General features: G+C 68.4%; 14 protein-coding genes and 5 pseudogenes. 11 read left to right on the top strand and 8 right to left on the bottom strand.

The annotated features are described in order from the left end of the window. Window positions 1-200: 200 nt before the first annotated feature. Window positions 201-762, top strand: a pseudogene (locus tag ACZ4NB_RS26810) (IS701 family transposase); the annotation flags it as partial. A gap of 643 nt (window positions 763-1405) precedes the next feature. On the opposite strand, the gene ACZ4NB_RS26805 reads toward ACZ4NB_RS26810, so the two are convergent. After that, complete coding sequence (locus ACZ4NB_RS26805) at window positions 1406-2131, bottom strand: DUF317 domain-containing protein (RefSeq protein WP_467665458.1); 726 nt, start codon at window positions 2129-2131, stop codon at window positions 1406-1408. Window positions 2132-2175: 44 nt separating this feature from the next. Here ACZ4NB_RS26805 and ACZ4NB_RS26800 point away from each other — a divergent pair, with 44 nt between their 5' ends. Continuing rightward, window positions 2176-2364: a hypothetical protein gene (locus tag ACZ4NB_RS26800; protein ID WP_467665456.1), complete on the top strand. Its 189-nt coding sequence runs from the start codon at window positions 2176-2178 to the stop codon at window positions 2362-2364. A 66-nt stretch (window positions 2365-2430) separates the two neighbouring features. Here the strand turns inward: ACZ4NB_RS26800 and ACZ4NB_RS26795 are convergent, their stop codons facing one another. Together ACZ4NB_RS26795 and ACZ4NB_RS26790 are read right to left on the bottom strand one after the other, a co-directional pair. Next, window positions 2431-2883 (bottom strand): YkvA family protein, encoded by a 453-nt coding sequence (locus ACZ4NB_RS26795; protein WP_467665454.1) that lies wholly within the window; start codon window positions 2881-2883, stop codon window positions 2431-2433. 17 nt (window positions 2884-2900) lie between these two features. Next, complete coding sequence (locus ACZ4NB_RS26790; protein ID WP_467665452.1) at window positions 2901-3515, bottom strand: Chromate resistance protein ChrB; 615 nt, start codon at window positions 3513-3515, stop codon at window positions 2901-2903. 128 nt (window positions 3516-3643) lie between these two features. Between ACZ4NB_RS26790 and ACZ4NB_RS26785 the strand changes: the two genes are divergently transcribed. After that, window positions 3644-4351, top strand: coding sequence for a phosphatase PAP2 family protein (locus ACZ4NB_RS26785; RefSeq protein ID WP_467665450.1), 708 nt, complete (start codon window positions 3644-3646; stop codon window positions 4349-4351). Here the strand turns inward: ACZ4NB_RS26785 and ACZ4NB_RS26780 are convergent. Continuing rightward, window positions 4348-5814, bottom strand: a complete 1467-nt coding sequence (locus ACZ4NB_RS26780) for a multicopper oxidase family protein (RefSeq protein ID WP_467665448.1) — start codon at window positions 5812-5814, stop codon at window positions 4348-4350. The two genes, ACZ4NB_RS26785 and ACZ4NB_RS26780, sit on opposite strands and share 4 nt — an antisense overlap. 255 nt (window positions 5815-6069) lie before the next feature. Between ACZ4NB_RS26780 and ACZ4NB_RS26775 the strand changes: the two are divergent. The 6 genes and pseudogenes from ACZ4NB_RS26775 to ACZ4NB_RS26750 all read left to right on the top strand — a co-directional run. Then, window positions 6070-6393: pseudogene (locus ACZ4NB_RS26775) on the top strand (CatB-related O-acetyltransferase); the annotation flags it as partial. Next, window positions 6390-7325 (top strand): Vgb family protein, encoded by a 936-nt coding sequence (locus ACZ4NB_RS26770; RefSeq protein ID WP_467665446.1) that lies wholly within the window; start codon window positions 6390-6392, stop codon window positions 7323-7325. The pseudogene ACZ4NB_RS26775 and the gene ACZ4NB_RS26770, both read left to right, overlap by 4 nt. Continuing rightward, a complete protein-coding gene (locus ACZ4NB_RS26765) occupies window positions 7322-7669 on the top strand; it encodes a YciI family protein (protein WP_467665444.1) in 348 nt (115 codons plus the stop codon). The genes ACZ4NB_RS26770 and ACZ4NB_RS26765 overlap by 4 nt, the downstream gene beginning before the upstream one ends. Before the next feature lie 115 nt (window positions 7670-7784). Continuing rightward, complete coding sequence (locus tag ACZ4NB_RS26760) at window positions 7785-8591, top strand: GNAT family N-acetyltransferase (RefSeq protein WP_467665442.1); 807 nt, start codon at window positions 7785-7787, stop codon at window positions 8589-8591. 146 nt (window positions 8592-8737) lie between these two features. Beyond that, window positions 8738-8884, top strand: a pseudogene (locus ACZ4NB_RS26755) (GNAT family N-acetyltransferase); the annotation flags it as partial. A gap of 230 nt (window positions 8885-9114) precedes the next feature. Further along, window positions 9115-9303 (top strand): annotated as a pseudogene (locus ACZ4NB_RS26750) (hypothetical protein); the annotation flags it as partial. A gap of 13 nt (window positions 9304-9316) precedes the next feature. Here the strand turns inward: ACZ4NB_RS26750 and ACZ4NB_RS26745 are convergent. The 4 genes and pseudogenes from ACZ4NB_RS26745 to ACZ4NB_RS26730 form a co-directional block, all read right to left on the bottom strand. Continuing rightward, window positions 9317-10237, bottom strand: a complete 921-nt coding sequence (locus ACZ4NB_RS26745; protein ID WP_467665689.1) for a hypothetical protein — start codon at window positions 10235-10237, stop codon at window positions 9317-9319. A gap of 215 nt (window positions 10238-10452) precedes the next feature. After that, a complete protein-coding gene (locus ACZ4NB_RS26740; protein WP_467665440.1) occupies window positions 10453-10842 on the bottom strand; it encodes a hypothetical protein in 390 nt (129 codons plus the stop codon). A gap of 482 nt (window positions 10843-11324) precedes the next feature. Next, window positions 11325-12051, bottom strand: a pseudogene (locus ACZ4NB_RS26735) (GNAT family N-acetyltransferase); the annotation flags it as partial. 540 nt (window positions 12052-12591) lie between these two features. Continuing rightward, window positions 12592-13353, bottom strand: coding sequence for a MerR family transcriptional regulator (locus ACZ4NB_RS26730; RefSeq protein WP_467665673.1), 762 nt, complete (start codon window positions 13351-13353; stop codon window positions 12592-12594). Between the two features lie 496 nt (window positions 13354-13849). Between ACZ4NB_RS26730 and ACZ4NB_RS26725 the strand changes: the two genes are divergently transcribed. Further along, the gene (locus ACZ4NB_RS26725; protein ID WP_467665438.1) at window positions 13850-14401 is read left to right on the top strand and encodes a hypothetical protein; all 552 of its coding nucleotides are present in this window, start codon (window positions 13850-13852) and stop codon (window positions 14399-14401) included. A 74-nt stretch (window positions 14402-14475) separates the two neighbouring features. Continuing rightward, on the top strand, window positions 14476-15630 hold the full coding sequence (locus ACZ4NB_RS26720) for a hypothetical protein (protein WP_467665436.1): 1155 nt from the start codon (window positions 14476-14478) through the stop codon (window positions 15628-15630). Window positions 15631-15896 lie beyond the last annotated feature (266 nt).

Below are 15896 nucleotides of genomic sequence, written 5' to 3'. Positions count from 1 at the left end.
GTAACCGGCGCGAGCCCTGCACTCCAGAAGCAACCAGCAGGCAAACTACGACAGGTGGTGATGAGACACGGTGTGTAGCCGGGCGCACTGCCAGGCGTGCGGATGCGCGGCTCAGGCGCGTCTACAGCCCTCACGCCAGCCGACGCGCCACGCCTCCGGAATCCGTGGCACTGGTCGACCATTGCCTGTGGCGCGGCCATGACACCAGCGCCCATCCCGGCGAGGCCGTACCCACCGCGCCGGAACGGGAAAGGCGGATGGGCGCCTCGCGGCTGCCCCGTTACCGCGAGCCGGCCCAGTCCCTCAAAGACCTGGTCAAGGCCGCCGGACGGCGTCGGCTGCGGTGTTGCACCTGGCGCCAGGGCAGCAAGGGGTCGTTGACCAGCCGGTTCATCGTGATGGAGGTCCGCCCTGCCGGCGTCGCGGCGACGAAGGCAGCGCGGGAGCCGGCGGCCGTGCAGGGTGGGACGGCGTTCTGCCTGCCAGTCCCTGATCGCCGAATGGCCGCCACACCAGGATGAGCCCACTGACTATTGGCCGGCCAGCCTGCCCGTCGAAACCGCGCTGCGACACCTCGTCCGCATGGCGAAGATCCGCTGGCGGATCGAACACGACTACCGCGAGCTCAAACACGGCCTGGGCCTGGACCACTTCGAGGGCCGCAGCTGGTGCGGCTGGCACCACCACGTCACCCTCGTTACCGCCGCCCACGCCTTCCTCACCCTCCGCCGCCTGGACCCAAAAGCCCAAGCGCCGGCCTGACCTTCTACCAAGTCCTTCAGACCCTGCAGGACCTGTTGCTGTGCTGGACCGGCGCATGCCCCGCCTGCCACCGAGACTTACCGTCCCCGTCCCGGACAGACGACCACCCACCAGGCACAACCCAACGAAGCACTATGAGGCCGGTGTTGAGCAGGTCGACGTCGTCCGGGAGAAACGAGTCACCAGCGGTCGCAGTCATCGTGATGCCCTTCTGAGTGTGGCGGAACGCCTTGCCGAGATATCCTCGCCTCCGCGAGGGGAGGCGCCACTTGGTGCTGCTGGGGGCATCCTCGGCCCACGGCGCGGGCCGCCACTGCGGGGGGCTTGCCCCGCGCAGCCTCCACGATAGTCGGCGCGTGTGACAGCCGGGTTTTGGGCGGGGACGAGTGGGCCCCTGACAGGCCGGCGGGGCCTGGACACTGAAGGATCGGCCGGCCCCGGCTCACCCGAGCCCGGCGCTCACCGAACCTCCCCACTCACTTGAGGACTTGATCAAGTGCGGCGGGGAGTAGCCGTGGTCGTTTGGCGCAGGTTAGGGGCTCATCGGGTTCGCCCGGGAAGGAGGGCGGCTGGTGGCGATGCTGCCACCGGGGCCGGGGCCGGGGCCGGGGCCGGGGCTTGCGTGGTACGGAGCGCTGGGCCGTCAGGAGTCGTCGGGCGTACGCGTCGCTGGCCGTTCCCCTCGGCCAGTTCGAAGGTGACGTAGTGCAGCAGGGCTGCCGGGGCTTGTGCGGACAGAGTTCAGCAGGGTGCTGACGATTTCGGCTGGAGTTGATGCGGTCGCTGTGCCGTGCCAGAGAAGGTCGCTGACTGGGGTTTCGTAGGCGGCGAGGGGCCACTTGATGTCGCGGCCTTCGGCGTCGTGGTCGAACAGAGCGCGCAGGGTGAGTGATTGGTGGTTGGCGATCGAGGCGTTGTCGTCCCAGGTGTACTTCTCCCACTCGCCCTGGGCCGCGAGGAAGTTGTTCAGGAGGGCTTCGTGGTCGCCGGGGTCGGCGGCGTAGACCGGGACGGTTTCCGCCTTCGGGGTGGCCGGCTCGGACGACGATGTCGGTGTGATGCTGGGCTCTTCCGTGGTCGTGTTGACGCGTGCCTGGGTGGCTTGCCGTTCGGTGTCGGTCGCCGGTGCGGGACCGAGGCGTAGGGCGTCGCCGTGGAGGCGCTCGAACTCGGCGATGGCCTGGGCGGGGCTGTCGTAGATGTCGGAGACGACGCGCAGGTGGTTTTCGCCGTGGAGATGGACGCTGTGGCCGTCGCGGTAGGTGCCGACGGCGACGACGGTCCAGCCGTCGTGGGCGTGCAGGTGTTCTTCGCGCTCGGCATGTCTCGTGAGACATGCCGTCGGGACGGGCCGGCCTGGGGTGGGCAAAGGGAAGGCCCGGTCGCTTGCTGACGCTGAATTCGCATCAGCGCATGGGGTACTTCCCGAAGGTGGAGGACATCCCGAAGGTGGTGGCGGAGTTCGTGCGGCGGGCGGTGGAGCTGCAGGAGGGCAGGCGAGCAGGACCTGGCCGCCGTCGGGCTCGGGCAGGCTGCCTGACGCAGCCCCCGTCCGGGGATGTGTGGCCGCGCACCGTCAGCGCGGACGCGGTGGTGATGTGAGCCATGGGGAGTACGGGCCTGACCATCGAAAAATCGTCGACGACGGCAGCCGGAGCACCTTCACGCTCAGCCTGCACTGCACTGTCCGCCCTCATTGTCGGGGGCTGCCCGGTCTTCGGCCTCGTGGAGTCCGGCAAGGCGCGACAGGGCGGTGAAGCCGTCCTCGGTGCCGGGCCAGTGGGCGCGTACGGCCCCGATGCCGGCCCTCCGGACGACCGAGCGCAGGACGAAGGCGACGATGATCGCGTCGTCCGCGTAGCCGATGACGGGCAGGAAGTCGGGAATCAGGTCGATGGGCAGCGCCAGGTAGACCATCAGCAGCCCAAGGCGAACGCGTACCCCGCGAGGGAGGCTCTTGTCGGCGGCGAGGCGGCGCAGCAGCCGCAGCAGGTCCGGCAGCAGCCGGATCGCCTCGCTGAGCAAAGCTCCCTTGGGGCGTATCAGCAGCAGGGCGATCAGCAGGGCCAGCCAGGCGGCGGCCAGGCCCGCACCGATCGCGATCAGTACATCCCACCACATAGCGGTATTCGCCTTCTTCAGTCGACCGCGTGCAGCCGCGCCGAGGCGGGCAGTACGGTCTCGGGGCTGCGTGCGGTGCCCTCGCCGGCCTGGGCGGCGATCGCCGCGTCCTCGAACGCGGCCAGCGCGGTCCGGCAGCGTTCCACCGCCTGGCGGGCCGCGTCGGCGCCGGGCGCTGCGAAGTAGTCGCGGGAGGCGATCTTCGCGAGCCACTTCTCGAAGCGTTCCAGGTCCGCCTCGGACTCCTCCACCTCCGCGTAGGTGGCGTTGCCGCGGGCGGTCTCCATCTCCAGTTCGGCCAGCAGTGCCGGTGTGCGCTCGACGACCTCGCCGTACTCGGTGTCCCGCTCGGCGTTGAACTGCCCGACCAGCTCGCCGTACTCCGCGTCGTCGGGGATCTCCACGGCCAGCCGGCGGGCCGTGCCGCCGTCGGCGCGTACGGAGGCCAGCAGCCGTTCCACCTGACGGCGCACCGGCTCGCGGTCGGGCAGCAGGCACACCGACTGCTGTACGTAGTGCGCGCCCAGCGAGCGCAGCTTGCGCCACACCCGCACCCGGGTTGCTGCGGGCGCGTCCGCCGTGCTCACCGACACCAGCAGGAACCGCTCACGGCCCGACATCGTCCCTTCCATGTAACGACCGTAACATCTGATCGAAACCTTCAGTACGATCAGCCGCTAGGGTGTGGCCGTCCCCGCTGCCCGGCATCCCGCTCAGCGGGGTGTTCCACCCGCTGCCTGCACCACGGAGGTACCCGCCGGTGATCCGGACCCTGCCCCGGCCGCCCCGCCTGCCCGACGCCCGTGAGGCCGCCACGGCAACGGCCGCGGCCCTCGCACTGGCTGCCGTGCTGGCACTGTTCGTCAAGGTCGCCGACCTCCTCGCCGAGCGGCACGCCGGACTCATCGACCACACCGTCCTCGGCGAGGCCGTCGAACACCGCAGCCTGCCCGTGACCGTCTTCCTGGAAGGCGTCTCCACCGCCGCCGAGATCCCGCTGATGGTCGCGGCCGGCCTGCTGGCCCTGTTCTTCGCCCGCACCCTGCGCAGCTGGCGTCCGCTGGTCGTGGTCGGCGGGGCCGCTGTGCTGTCGGTGGGCCTTGCGACCCTGGTCAAGGACGTCGCCGCCCGCACCCGCCCGCCGATGGCCACCGCCGTCGTCGCGGAGACCGGGTTCTCCTTCCCCTCCCGCCACACCACCGTCGCCACCGCCCTCCTCCTGGCGATGGCCTACTTCCTGGCCCGCCGCACCCGCTCCCGCGCCCTCACGGTCACTTGGTGGGCGGGCGCCCTCGCCCTGTCCGGCCTCGTCGCATCCAGCCGGGTCTACCTGGGCGTCCACTGGGCCACCGACGTCACCGCCGGCTTTGCCCTCGGCGCCGCGGCCGCCCTCACCCTCATCACCGCCGACCTCGGCCACCGCATGTGGACCCGTCGGCACCACCCAGGCGGGGCCAACGGCTCTTAGATCACTTCGAAGTTGGCCATCATGGCCATGTCCTCGTGTTCGAGGTTGTGGCAGTGCAGCATGTAGCGGCCCCGGTATCCGTCGAACCGGGCGAGGACTTCCACGACCTCGTACGGGCGCACGTCGACGGTGTCCTTCCACCCGGCGTCGCAGGGATCCGGCGGCTTGTTCCCTCGGGCGATGACCTGGAACTGGGCCAGGTGCAGGTGGACGGGATGGCGGAAGTCGCTGCTGAACCGCCAGCGTTCCACGCTGCCCAGCCGCGGGGCGGCCCATACCTTCGAGGAGCTGAACGGCTGCCCGTTGATGGTCCACATCTGCCGCTCCTCGCCGTCGCCCGTACGGCGGAAGTCGAAGGAGCGCACCGGCATCGCCCGGGTCGCGGTGAGCTTGTCGAAGGCGGACAGGCGGGCGGGTACCCGGCTGTCGTCCTTCTCCCTGCGCACGATGTGGAAGCGCATCACCTGCCGCATCCGGCCCTCGGCCGCCGTGTTGACCAGGGTGATGCGGGTGCCGACGGGATGTTCGGAGAAGTCGACTACGACGTCGAAGCGTTCGGCGGGCGCCATCGCGAGAGTGCCGAGGCGCTGGGGTGCGGCCAGCAGGCCGCCGTCGCTGCCGATCTGGACGAACGGCGGGTGTGCGCCATCCTCGGTGTCCAGACGCAGTTGGTAGCGGCGGGCGTTGGAGGCGTTGAGCAACCGCAGCCGGTAGCGCGTCGTGGAGACCTCCAGTACGGGCCAGGGTGCGCCGTTGACGAGCTGGACGTCGCCGAGCACTCCGTCCATGTAGGCGTCCTCGACGCCGGGCCGCCCGGTGCAGGTGGGGTCCAGGGCCGGGTAGCGGAAGGAGCCGTCCGCTTCGAAGGACCGGTCGGCGAGCATCAGCGGGATGTCGCGGTCGCCGCCGGGCAGGGGGAGCCGGTCCTCCTCCTCGTCGCGGACGATGAACATGCCGGCCAGACCGCGCCAGACCTGAGGGGCGGAGAAGTCCATCCGGTGGTCGTGGTACCAGAGCGTCGCGGCCCGCTGCGGCAGCGGATAGTCGTAGGTACGCACCGCCGTGGTGGTATCACCCGGCATCGAGTCCCCGTGCGCCGAGTGAGCCCCCGGTGAGGGGGCGGTCGCGTCGTAGCGGTTCTGGCCGGGCGCGCAGCGCGTGGGCAGGACGAGGTCGGTGGGGTATCCGTCGGATTCGGGCGGGGTGACGCCTCCGTGGAGGTGCATCGCGGTCGGTACGGTGAGCATGTTCCATACGCGGACCATCGTGCGGCGCCCGGAGCGGGCGGTGAAGGTCGGGCCAGGGAAGATGCCGTCGTACCCCCAGACCGTGGTCTTGCGGCCGGGCAGGATCTCCACCTGGCCCTCCCGCTGGTCGAGTTCGTAGAAGTCCGCGCCTGCCTCCGTGCGGGCCGGGCGCGCCGTCGGCGGCAACGGCAGCGGCACCCGGAACGGTTCGGGCACGGGGCCCGCCGTGCGCAGGATCCGCCCGGTGGAGGGCTGCGCGAGGCGGGAGTAGCCGGCCGCGCCCAGGGTGATGCCCGCACCCGCGCCGGCGGCGGGCGAGCGGGTGGTCCCCGGCCACTATCAAGTGGAGCGGTTCCTCGCGCAGCACCCCTCCGACGGTCAAGTCCGGCTCGCGAACCGGCAGCCAGGTGGTCACCACATCGATTTCACCGGTCCGCAAGGCTGTGAACGGATCGCACCGGCATGTCCAGCCGCGGGGACACGATGGTCGGCAACGACGTGTGGTTCGGATACGGAGCCACTGTGATGCCGGGGGTTCGGATCGGCGATGGTGCCGTGATCGCGGCCGGTGCGATGGTCACCGCCGATGTGCCGCCGTACACCATCGTGGGCGGGAACCCGGCAAGAACGATCAGGCAGCGCTTCGACGACAGCGACATCGAACGGCTCGTGCGCGTCGCCTGGTGGGACTGGCCCGTCGAGCTGGTGACGGCGAACGCCCGCACCATCATGGCTGGTTCGCCGCAGGACATCGCGCGCATCGCCGCCGCCGAGGGTCTGGAGCAGCAGCAGTGACGACGTGGACCGTCGAGGAGTACGCGGTGTGCGGTCGCGACAGCGGCCCGTACGCGCTCACCACGGGACCGGACGGTGCGTTGTGGTTCACCATGGTGCACAGCGGCCAGATCGGCCGGCTCGTCCCGGGACAGGAGCCGACCAGCCATCAGCTTGCCCCGGACAGCGGTCCGACGGTCATCAGCAACGGGCCGGACGGCGCGCTGTGGTTCACCGAGTACCGGGCCCACCGGATCGGCCGGATCACGACGGCCGGCCAGGTGAGGGAGTTCGTGCTGCCGACCGCGCAGTGCGGTCCCTTCGGTATCGCCGCGGGGCCGGACGGCGCGCTGTGGTTCACCGAGACCGCCGCCGACCGCATCGGCCGTCTCACCGCCGACGGAACGGTTGCAGAGTTCCCGCTGCCGCGCACCGGCGCGCTCCCCTCAGCGATCGCCGCGGCCGGGGACGCGATGTGGTTCACGATGCACCAGGCCAATGCCATCGGCCGCATCGGCATGGACGGCTGCATCACGGTCCACGAGTTGCCCACCGAGGCGGCCGCGCCGGTGGGTATCGCCGCGAGCCATGACGGTGGCGTCTGGTTCACCGAGATCGCGGCAGGCCAGATCGGTCGCCGGGCGCCCGACGGCTGGATCACCGAGTACCCGCTGCCCGACCGCTCGGCCCGGCCGCATGCCGTCACCACCGACGCCGACGGCACCGCGTGGTTCACCGAGTGGGGCGGCAACCGCGTCGGCTCGATCACCTCCGACGGCACGATCACCGTCCACGACCTGCCCACCCCGGTCTCCGAGCCGCACGGGATCACGGTGGGCCCGGACGGCGCCCTGTGGACGGCCCTGGAGACAGGCGCACTGGCCCGCATCGAACCGACCACCACCAGAACCAACGTCACCATTAGGAACACCGAGCAGAGGAACACCTCATGAAATACGCCCTCTTGATCTTCGAGACGCACGCGTCACGCGCCTTGATCCAGGCCGACCGCGACGCCTACCGAAAGGCGTACGAGACGTGGATCGGCGAGCTCGCGGCAGCGGGCAAGCTGGTGGGCGGCGACGCCCTCGACACCGAGCACCAGGGCCCTGTCACCGTGCGCAAGACGGCGGACGGATCCGCGGCGGTGACCGAGGGGCCCGTGCACAGCGGCGAGGAGACCCTCGGCGGCTGGTTCGTGCTGGAGGTGGCCGACCTCGCCGAGGCGATCGACCTGGCCCGCGGCTTCCCCACTCCGGAGGCGCTCGAAATTCGCCCGGTCCTCGAATCGGCCTGAGCAGCAGGTGGCCCTCGCCACCCGCTGCCCGGACATCCCGCGTGCCTGAGCAGCACGACCTGCCGGGTCCCAAGCGCTGCACCCCCTCACAGGAATTGACTTGATACCGACATCGGTGAGCTACCGACCTCTGACCGGCCCCGAGGAGATCGATCTCTTCTGCCGGCTCTCCTACGTCCTCGACCACGAACTGACCGACGACTTCGCCAACGGATGCCGCCGCCCCGAGTGGACCTGGGTGGCCCTGGACGGCGACCGTCTTCTCGCCCGGCTCGCCTGGTGGACAACCCCAGGCGGTGACATGCCGCTGCAGTTCGACTTCTTCGACATCGACGACACGCTGCCCAGGGCCGACCGCGACGAGATCGGCCTGCGGCTGTTCAAGACGGCGACGGCGACCGTCTTCCCGGCGGGCGCGAAGCTGCCGGAGTACGGCCGCTTCGTCCCGCCCAACTGGCATGAGGACCCCACGGCCCGCGAGGTGGTTGAATCCCGCACGCGCGTGTTGGAGAGCACGGGCGCACGGCTCTTGGTCGAGCGACTGCGGCTGCAGTGGACCCCCTCGTCCCTACTCCCGGAACTCAAGGAGCGTCTCGTCTTCCGCGCGGTGGCCGACCGCGAGGACCTCCTCGCCCTGATGACCCCGGTCATGGAGGGCACCCTCGACGCTCACGGTCAGGCTGACCTGGCATCCGGACTGACCCCGCGCGAGGCGGCCGAACGGCACTACGACGGAGAGTTCGCCAGGTTCAAGAGCCCGCACGAGTGGTGGCGCATCGCCGAACTGGCCGACGGTGGCGGTCCGGTGGGCTTCGTGGTGCCGGCCCGCAACAGCTACCACCCGATCATCGCGTACATCGGTGTCCTGCCCGCACACCGCGGCAACGGCTACATCGACGAGCTCCTAAGGGCTGTCCCGTAATCCCTGGCGGGCGCACGACGACAGCTACGGCACCTCGCCGCGTTGTCGGAACGTCCGGATACGCCCAGTATCCGGACGCCCCTCCGCCTTGCGATGCACCGCATCTGACGCCGTGCGCTGATCCACCAGGGATTACGGGACAGCCCTTAGCCGAGGGCACCCGCATCCTGGCCGCCGAGGGGGTCGACCGGATCAGGGCATCGACGGACCTCGGCAATGTCCCCATGGCGCAAGCCTTCGCCCGCGCCGGATACGCCAACTTCGAACGCTCCCTCAACCTGGTCTGGGACTGACCCCCAGCTGCTGCGTCTGCGAATCTCTCCCCCGACAGCCTTCGCCCCGTGTGACTTTCGCGTAAGTGTCAGCTGCAGGAGCTTGATGGTTTGGCTACGGCTGGGAACGGCCGTAAGGCGGGCCATGGGTGGCGTATCGAGATCGGGCTGAGGGCTGCGCAGCCGGGTGATCTCCTCGTGCTGGGCAGAAGCCGGTGCGGTTGACACCCGCTTCCGCGGCCAGTGTCCACGCGCTTCCGCTCAGCTTCTGGGAGGCCCTGGCCGCGGCGGCCGAGCAGACGCGACTGGAGAAGAGCGCGGCCTGGTGTCATTGGCGCTGCTACGAAACCCGCAAAGGCATCATCCGGGCCGACCTCACCCTCCGACCGGCCAGCGAGAGTCGTCGGAAGACGCCATTCTCCGGAGCTGGCATCAGCCGGAACGGCTGCCGTACTAGAGGTTCTGCCCCCGGCGGCCATGTGAGCCTGAGCTGGTAGGGGAGACGGAAGCGCCTCGCTCAGCCTTTGACCAGCAGGTCTTCGGTTGCTTCGAACGCGTGACGCACGCTGCGTTCTTCACGCGTACCTCGAAAATCCTCTTGACGACCTTCAAATCCTTGCGGTAAGCGTCCGCTTGCCGCTGCTCGTAGAGGGACCTCAACGACTCGACCAATCCTATGTAGTTGCCCTGCAGCTGACACTTCCTATTGGCGACGGCCAAGGCTTTTTCTCGCCGGGAAGGGGCCTCGGCTCTCTGCCATATCTGGTCCGTGGCAAGTGAGTTGGGGGACGAGTAGTGTGCACCCGCCTCCTGCTGCAGGCATTTTGACCATGTGGAATTAGCCTTGCGTGCGCGCGGATCCCGACCCAATGCGCTATTTGCTTTATGGCGGAGTTCGAGCAGCATGTTCACTGCGTCCATCTCGGCTCCTGGATACACAGGGTCGAACGGAAGATCGACTCCGGTCGAGAGTATTTCGTCTGCGCGTCCAAGGCATCCGAACTTGGGGATCTTCTTGCCGGCGTGACTTGTTGGTCCGCGCCCTCTCGTGCCGTTCAGTGTCAGCAAGAATTCTTCGCTGGGCCGGGCTTTGGGCTTCGGGTTCTCCTTGACCTTCTCGCTACTCGGTGGTGCGTCATGGAATCCCAGCCTGCGGGCCGTCTCTGCGTCGCGATAAGAGGCGGTCGCCGGCTGGAGGATCAGGGAGCTTACGGGGCCTTCGGTCAACGCTGTGACGGGGCCTTCCGGCTTGAAGCCGTACCCCTGGAGGCATCGACGGGCAAGAATTTCCTTCGCCCGCTCTACGAGTGCGCTCTCCTTCGCGGTGGGCAGATAGCGTCTGAAGGGCGTCACGCTCTCATCGCCCGTGGTCATTTTAGGGACCTTGGCCAGTGGAGGAATGCCTGAATGGTCGGTCCCGCAAGCCGTGAGAGCAGCGGATGCCGCGACCAGTGCGACGGAGAGGAGGCCAGCGGCTCGACGAGTATTCAGCATTGCTTTCCAATTTCCGTTGTGCTGCGTAGTTCATCGAAAGCCGGCTGTGCGGCGACCTCGTAGCGTGATCGCCGCACAGCCGGCTCAGTTCCTACCTATGCTCTGCCGATGCTGCCGTAGCCGCAGCCGGACACCACGCCGTTGCTGCCCACGCAACCCCAGACCGTGATTTCGGCGCCCTCGGGGTAGTTGACGTTCCAGTCCCATTCCACACCGGCGCCACCGGTGTTCCACCGCGTGTGCATGGGGGCAGAACCTGACCCGTCCTGGAACTTTCCTACCGCCGCATATCCGTCCTTCATGGTGTCGCCGACGGACTGAACATCTCCGTAGCTCTGAAAGAAGCCATATGCGCGGTCTGCGCCCCAGCCGTCCCAGGCCTTGCCGGAGTCCTCGCCGGCGGCAGCGGGAGCGGCTGAAGCGGTCACAAGAATTGCCGAGGCGGCAAGTGCGGTCAACGCCGCACGGCCCAACTTGGGCGACATATTTCTTCCTAGGGATTTCATAGGCCATGAATGGCAAGTTTGATGGGCGCATTAGTTGTGCTGTATTGCGCCTGTGCAGACGGCAGCGGTGAGCGCGCCGTTGGCGTCAGGAGATTACATTGAATTCATCCTCACGACAAGATCAATAAGGCGTGCTTTTGCTGATTAAGGACCAATCGGGACACAATTACAGCTCTTGAGTTAGTGATGGCGGTAGGAGCTGACGTCTTGTGAATTCCTGCGGTATGCCCCGTCTGGGCGCGCACTGCGCCCACGCGGTGCGTGCCCAGCTCCCGCGCCCCGGCCCGAGCTGGGGGCGGGCAGCGTCCGCCTCCGGGGTCGGACTCGTCGCCCGTGCCGCGGCCGCCAGTTGTCCCCGCCGAGCCTCAACCCACCGCAGCGGTATGGCCCTCCGTTCACCCGGGCGAGCTATACGACGAGCGCAAGCGCCGCCGTTTGCGGCCGGCGACACGGTTCCTACAGCGGCCGAGGCCGTGGCCGCGGTGCTCGGGCAGTACGCCGGTGCCGTAGTGAAGCCCGTCGCTTTTGCCGTCGCCCGGCACGACGAGCTCCGAGAAGCCGGCGATCGAGCCGTCCGGCTCATCGACGGCGACCACCGTGGTGAGGAGCTCCCCGCGGTCGGCGACGGCCTGGGCTGCGGCCAGAACCCGCTCGACGTCCCAGGCCACGACGCCGTAATCGGTGTCGTCCATCGGCATGTCGTCCATCGCGCGGCGCGAGTCGGCAAAGGTCTTGGCCAGCTCCTCGGGACGGTGCCGTGCCATGACGTGAGACGGTAGCCAGGGTGCGGCCGCTCGACGATCGCGTTGATCTCGTCAACCTTGCCGCTGTCCAACTCGTGCAGCGCAAGCCGGGCATACGTCGGTGTCAGCACCTTGCGGAAGCCGCTTGCGGCAAGGAAGTGATCGCCGGGCGTGTCCGCGCCGGCCTGCGCGATCACCGATCGCCTGCCCACCTCCCGCGCGGCAGCCACCGCCGTCTCGAGGAGTCGTGACCCGACCCGCCTGCGTCGCTCCGCCGTGTGCACATTCAACTGCAGCTCGGCCAGGTGCTCCTGGCCCTCCCGGGTGAACACCCGCAGAAACGCGGACCCGAGGGATCGCCGTCATCACCGCTGGCCGGCCACGCGAGGCGATAGCCAGAAGAGGTCCGGTCGGGCTCGGTGAGGGCGGTGATGCGGATGGGCAAGATGGCTCCGGTGAGGTCAATGGGGGTTGCCTACGGCCATTGTTGATCACGCAACCGGCCACGGGGGTAGGGAGTTCGGCGGAGCGGAAGGGGACTCCGCGCCACTGAGGCCCGCGTCGGGGGGCTCAGTTGCCGCCACGCGACTCACCTCCGCGCCCTCCGTCACGGAACGGCTGACAGGCTCGGTGGCTCAGGCGGTGCTGAGTTCGGGTCGCTGCTTTCGCTGACGACGATACCGACGCCCTCCCGGACTCGGACATCACCTCGTCCACGTCGATCCTCTGAGCTTGTTCGTTAACCTGCCGGAAGGTGCGAATTCGGGAAAACCACCGGTGGTGGCACCGGCATCGGCACGGAGCCCCCGAGACGGCGTCGGTGCCGGCCCGTCTGGACCCACACCCCTGTGGTGTGTCCGCACCGGGTCACCCGGAAGTCTTCTCGGCACGGTGCCGGGGGCTTCGGTGGTCTGGTTGTGCAGGTGGTATCTGCTGGTTGCCTGCCGCCGGGGGTCTGCAGCCCCCCGGCAGTGTGAGCCGTCGGTCAGCTCAGTCGTGCGTCGGCGTAGACCGCCATCGCGTCGCGCTGGTAGACGGCCAGCCCGTCGGTGATCTGGTCGAAGTTCGTACGGAACTGAGGGTTGTCGACGTAGGTCTGGCCCAGTCCCCTGTACGCGGCCGCGCACGGGGTCCAGAGCCGGCACACGCCCTGGTAATGGGCGTCCACCTCGGCCTGCACCGCGGGATCGGCGACGGGTGTGCCGGCCACCATGAACTCCGCCATGCGGATCATCTGCGCCGTCACCTCACGCTGCCACTGCTCCATATCCTCGGCGGTCGTCCCCGCGATGGCTCGCTGGGACTGCTCCCACTGCTCCGGCCACCGCTCGCGCGCCTCCGCCTCGTGGCGGTCGGGCTCGAAGCCCTCGAACAGGTTCTCCGGCCTGTTGATCTTTGCCATGTCGCTGTTGTCCTTGCCTTCCTCCAGTTCGGCGATGGTGCGGCCGACCGTGCGGGCGAGCGTCTCGAGCCGGTCGCGTTCCGCAAGCAGTCGTTGGTGGTGCTCGCGGAGCGCGGCCAGCTGATCCATCTGGCTGTCCAGGACCGCCTGGATCTCGCGCAGCCCCAGGTCCAGCTCTCGCATCAGCAGGATCTGCTGCAGCCGCAGCAGATCGGCCTCCTCGTAGTAGCGGTGCCCGTTGCTCCCGATCCACGCCGGCGGCAGCAGGCCGATCTCGTCGTAATGCCGCAGTGTCCGGGACGTCACCCCGGACATCCGGGCCACATCCGCGATCGACCAGGCCATTGCCCCGCCCCCCATCACCGGGCCGGTCTCTCCGGCCACACCGAAGACGGTAGAAGTTGACGCAGCGGAAACCGCAAGCCGGAACCGGCACCGGATCGCGGAACCACGGCTGCGGCTGTCCGAAGGCTCGACCCGTCGGTCGGCAACTACGCCGAGGCCGAACTTCCGAACCCGGGGGAGGCGACGTTCGCCGCCTACCTGACCGAGGTCTCCAACGCGCTGTGCGAGGGGCGGGGCTTCGGGGCATCGCCTCGCTCGACCGCCCGGCTCCTCGCGGCCAGAGCCCACGGCCTTGCGCCCACCGACCCTGGCGCCCCTGTTGGGGAGCCGCGAGCTCGTCCACTCTGCGTCATTTTCTTTGTTCGGGGCCTGGATCTGTGTCGTGGCGATGCATCCTGGACCACTGCGCAACGGGGAGGGGCACGGGGATTATGCAGATCAGTGCCGAAGAGGCCAGGAAGGCAGGGTTGGCCCAGATGTTCCTGGGACGGCTGTTGTGGGAGCATCCGTCATCGCTCCCACACTCATCGCCGTAGGCAAGGAGTTGCGCACGGAGGAGCGTACGGCCGACTGGACTGACCTTATTGCGCTTTCCGCATCTTTGATCACGGTCGTGGCGGCGCTTTTCGGTGAGAGCAGGGTCTACGCCGTGGTGAACGCGCCCCAGGGAAAGAACAGTCCTGGCTTCTTTCGGCCTGTCGCCACGACGGCGGTGTGGGGGATGCTGTCCCTGCTTCCCCCGGCATACGTGTGTACGCGGGCGGCGAGCGCTGACGGCGAGCCGGTCAGCCAGGGTATTTTCCCCGTCTACGGGGTGGCGGCCCTCCTGGCAACCCTGTGCGTGGACCGCGGCAATCGCCTGCCCCGCCTGTACGCGCGCGCCAAGACCTCCCGGGTGGTGAACTCCCCCGACGAGGTTCAGCCGCATACTTTTTGGCGACTGCTCTACGCGCCGCTACATGCGGGTTTCGAGCCGACGGACAGGTTGGTTCCGGCTCTGAGTCGGGCGAGTGTCCCCGTCGCCGCGCAACTACGCAGGTATGAGTGAAGAGATCAACGTTCACTGAGACAGGAGTTCCCGAGTGACACTCACGGTGCTGGCGAGCGCACGATAGTGATCGCATGGCAGTAGACGACTACATCGTTAGAGAGGCCAGGGGGGCCGTCGCCGCCGCGCGTGGGCAAGGCGACCGGCGGGCTGAAGCCAACGCGCTCCTCACACTCAGCCGTGTCCTGCGCGTGCGCGACGCCCGCTACCACGATGAAGCGGCACGCGTCGCTGAACAGGCCATGCAGATCACCCGTGAACGGCGGGCCCTCGAACGCCTCGAAACGGCTACACAGGCCGCCCGCGCCGCGCAGGCGCACGGCGACCGGGCAGCCGAGGCGCTGGCGTTACTCACAGCTGGCCAGGCCCTCGCCCTCCTGGAACGACCGGTGGAAGCGGAAGCCAACTTCGACCAAGCTGAAAAGCTCACCTACGACCTCATCGCTGCGACGAAGCGGGCTGCCGCCGACCCAGGGCGCCGCACCGAGTCGTTGACAGGGCTGCGCACATTGGTCACGCTCGGGGAGGCGCTGCGTGACGCTGGGCGGGACGACGTTGCAGGACGCATCAGCGAGCATGCCAACCATGTGGACCCCACTGCCATCGACGCCGCTATCCAAACAGCCGTGCAGGCCGCAGAGGGAAACCCCTCCGTGTCCAACCAGGTCTCGGATACCAGCGCCGGTTCGGTGATCCAAGTCGGAGTTCTCCACGGTGACTTGGTGGTCCACTCCGCCCCACGTCGGGTCGGCGCCGCGCTGCACGTCTCGGTCACCACGAAACAGGCGGAGAGCACGGCGTACTCCTACGAGAACGGGGGTGGGCATCCCGATGTCGAGGTGCACCTGTTCGTGGAAGCATTCACCGCACAGGCTGTAATCCTGCGTGAGCTTCGCCCGGTAGTCGTGCGACGAATCAACCAGTTCGGCGGAAGCAGTGCGATGATTTCCGAACGGAGGGATTTCCGAGTGGGACTCGACTTACCGTCCACCCGTTACGACGCAGGACTCGACGGGCAGGTGCTCAACCTGGACCGGGCTTTTGCCGCCGGAACGGCCGACTTCCCGTTCTACGTCACGGCCAGCGATCCGGAGTACTTCGTGATCCGGCCGGAAACGCGCAGGACGACGAACCTGATCGAATGGCGGCTGGAGCTGGACTGGTCGTGCCTGGGACAGCACGGCACCGTCACGATCGACCACGGACACAGGCCCTTCCTGTCAGGCTGAGCGGCATCACCCGCCTGCGTCCGCTCTCGAGCACACGAGCAAGGGCGAAGTGACACAAGGAGCCGGTGTCCCGCGCACGCACGGTGCGCGGGACACCGAGTTCTGTTGGCTCGGTGTTCTGTTGGCTCAGTTCTTGCCGGTGGCCGAGGTCTCGGTCACCGTGCACTCCGCGCCGGCAGTTGGCCGCAGTCGCCGCCGGCGCACTTGCTCAGCCAGTCGGCGAAGTCGGCGTCGTACTTGGTGCCGATGGTGTCGCGGAGCAGGCT

The sequence above is a fragment of the Streptomyces sp. NPDC026575 genome, from assembly GCF_055567415.1.
Note: the sequence above shows the minus strand (reverse complement) of the source record. Positions and strands in the feature narration are given on the sequence as shown.

Bases quoted from the DNA above. Each gene is read 5' to 3' on its own strand.
- ACZ4NB_RS26800 (WP_467665456.1), top strand. From the start codon at position 2,176: ATGGGGTACTTCCCGAAGGTGGAGGACATCCCGAAGGTGGTGGCGGAG.
- ACZ4NB_RS26795 (WP_467665454.1), bottom strand. From the start codon at position 2,883: ATGTGGTGGGATGTACTGATCGCGATCGGTGCGGGCCTGGCCGCCGCC.
- ACZ4NB_RS26790 (WP_467665452.1), bottom strand. From the start codon at position 3,515: ATGGAAGGGACGATGTCGGGCCGTGAGCGGTTCCTGCTGGTGTCGGTG.
- ACZ4NB_RS26765 (WP_467665444.1), top strand. From the start codon at position 7,322: ATGAAATACGCCCTCTTGATCTTCGAGACGCACGCGTCACGCGCCTTG.
- ACZ4NB_RS26745 (WP_467665689.1), bottom strand. From the start codon at position 10,237: ATGACCACGGGCGATGAGAGCGTGACGCCCTTCAGACGCTATCTGCCC.
- ACZ4NB_RS26740 (WP_467665440.1), bottom strand. From the start codon at position 10,842: ATGTCGCCCAAGTTGGGCCGTGCGGCGTTGACCGCACTTGCCGCCTCG.
- ACZ4NB_RS26730 (WP_467665673.1), bottom strand. From the start codon at position 13,353: ATGGCCTGGTCGATCGCGGATGTGGCCCGGATGTCCGGGGTGACGTCC.
- ACZ4NB_RS26720 (WP_467665436.1), top strand. From the start codon at position 14,476: ATGGCAGTAGACGACTACATCGTTAGAGAGGCCAGGGGGGCCGTCGCC.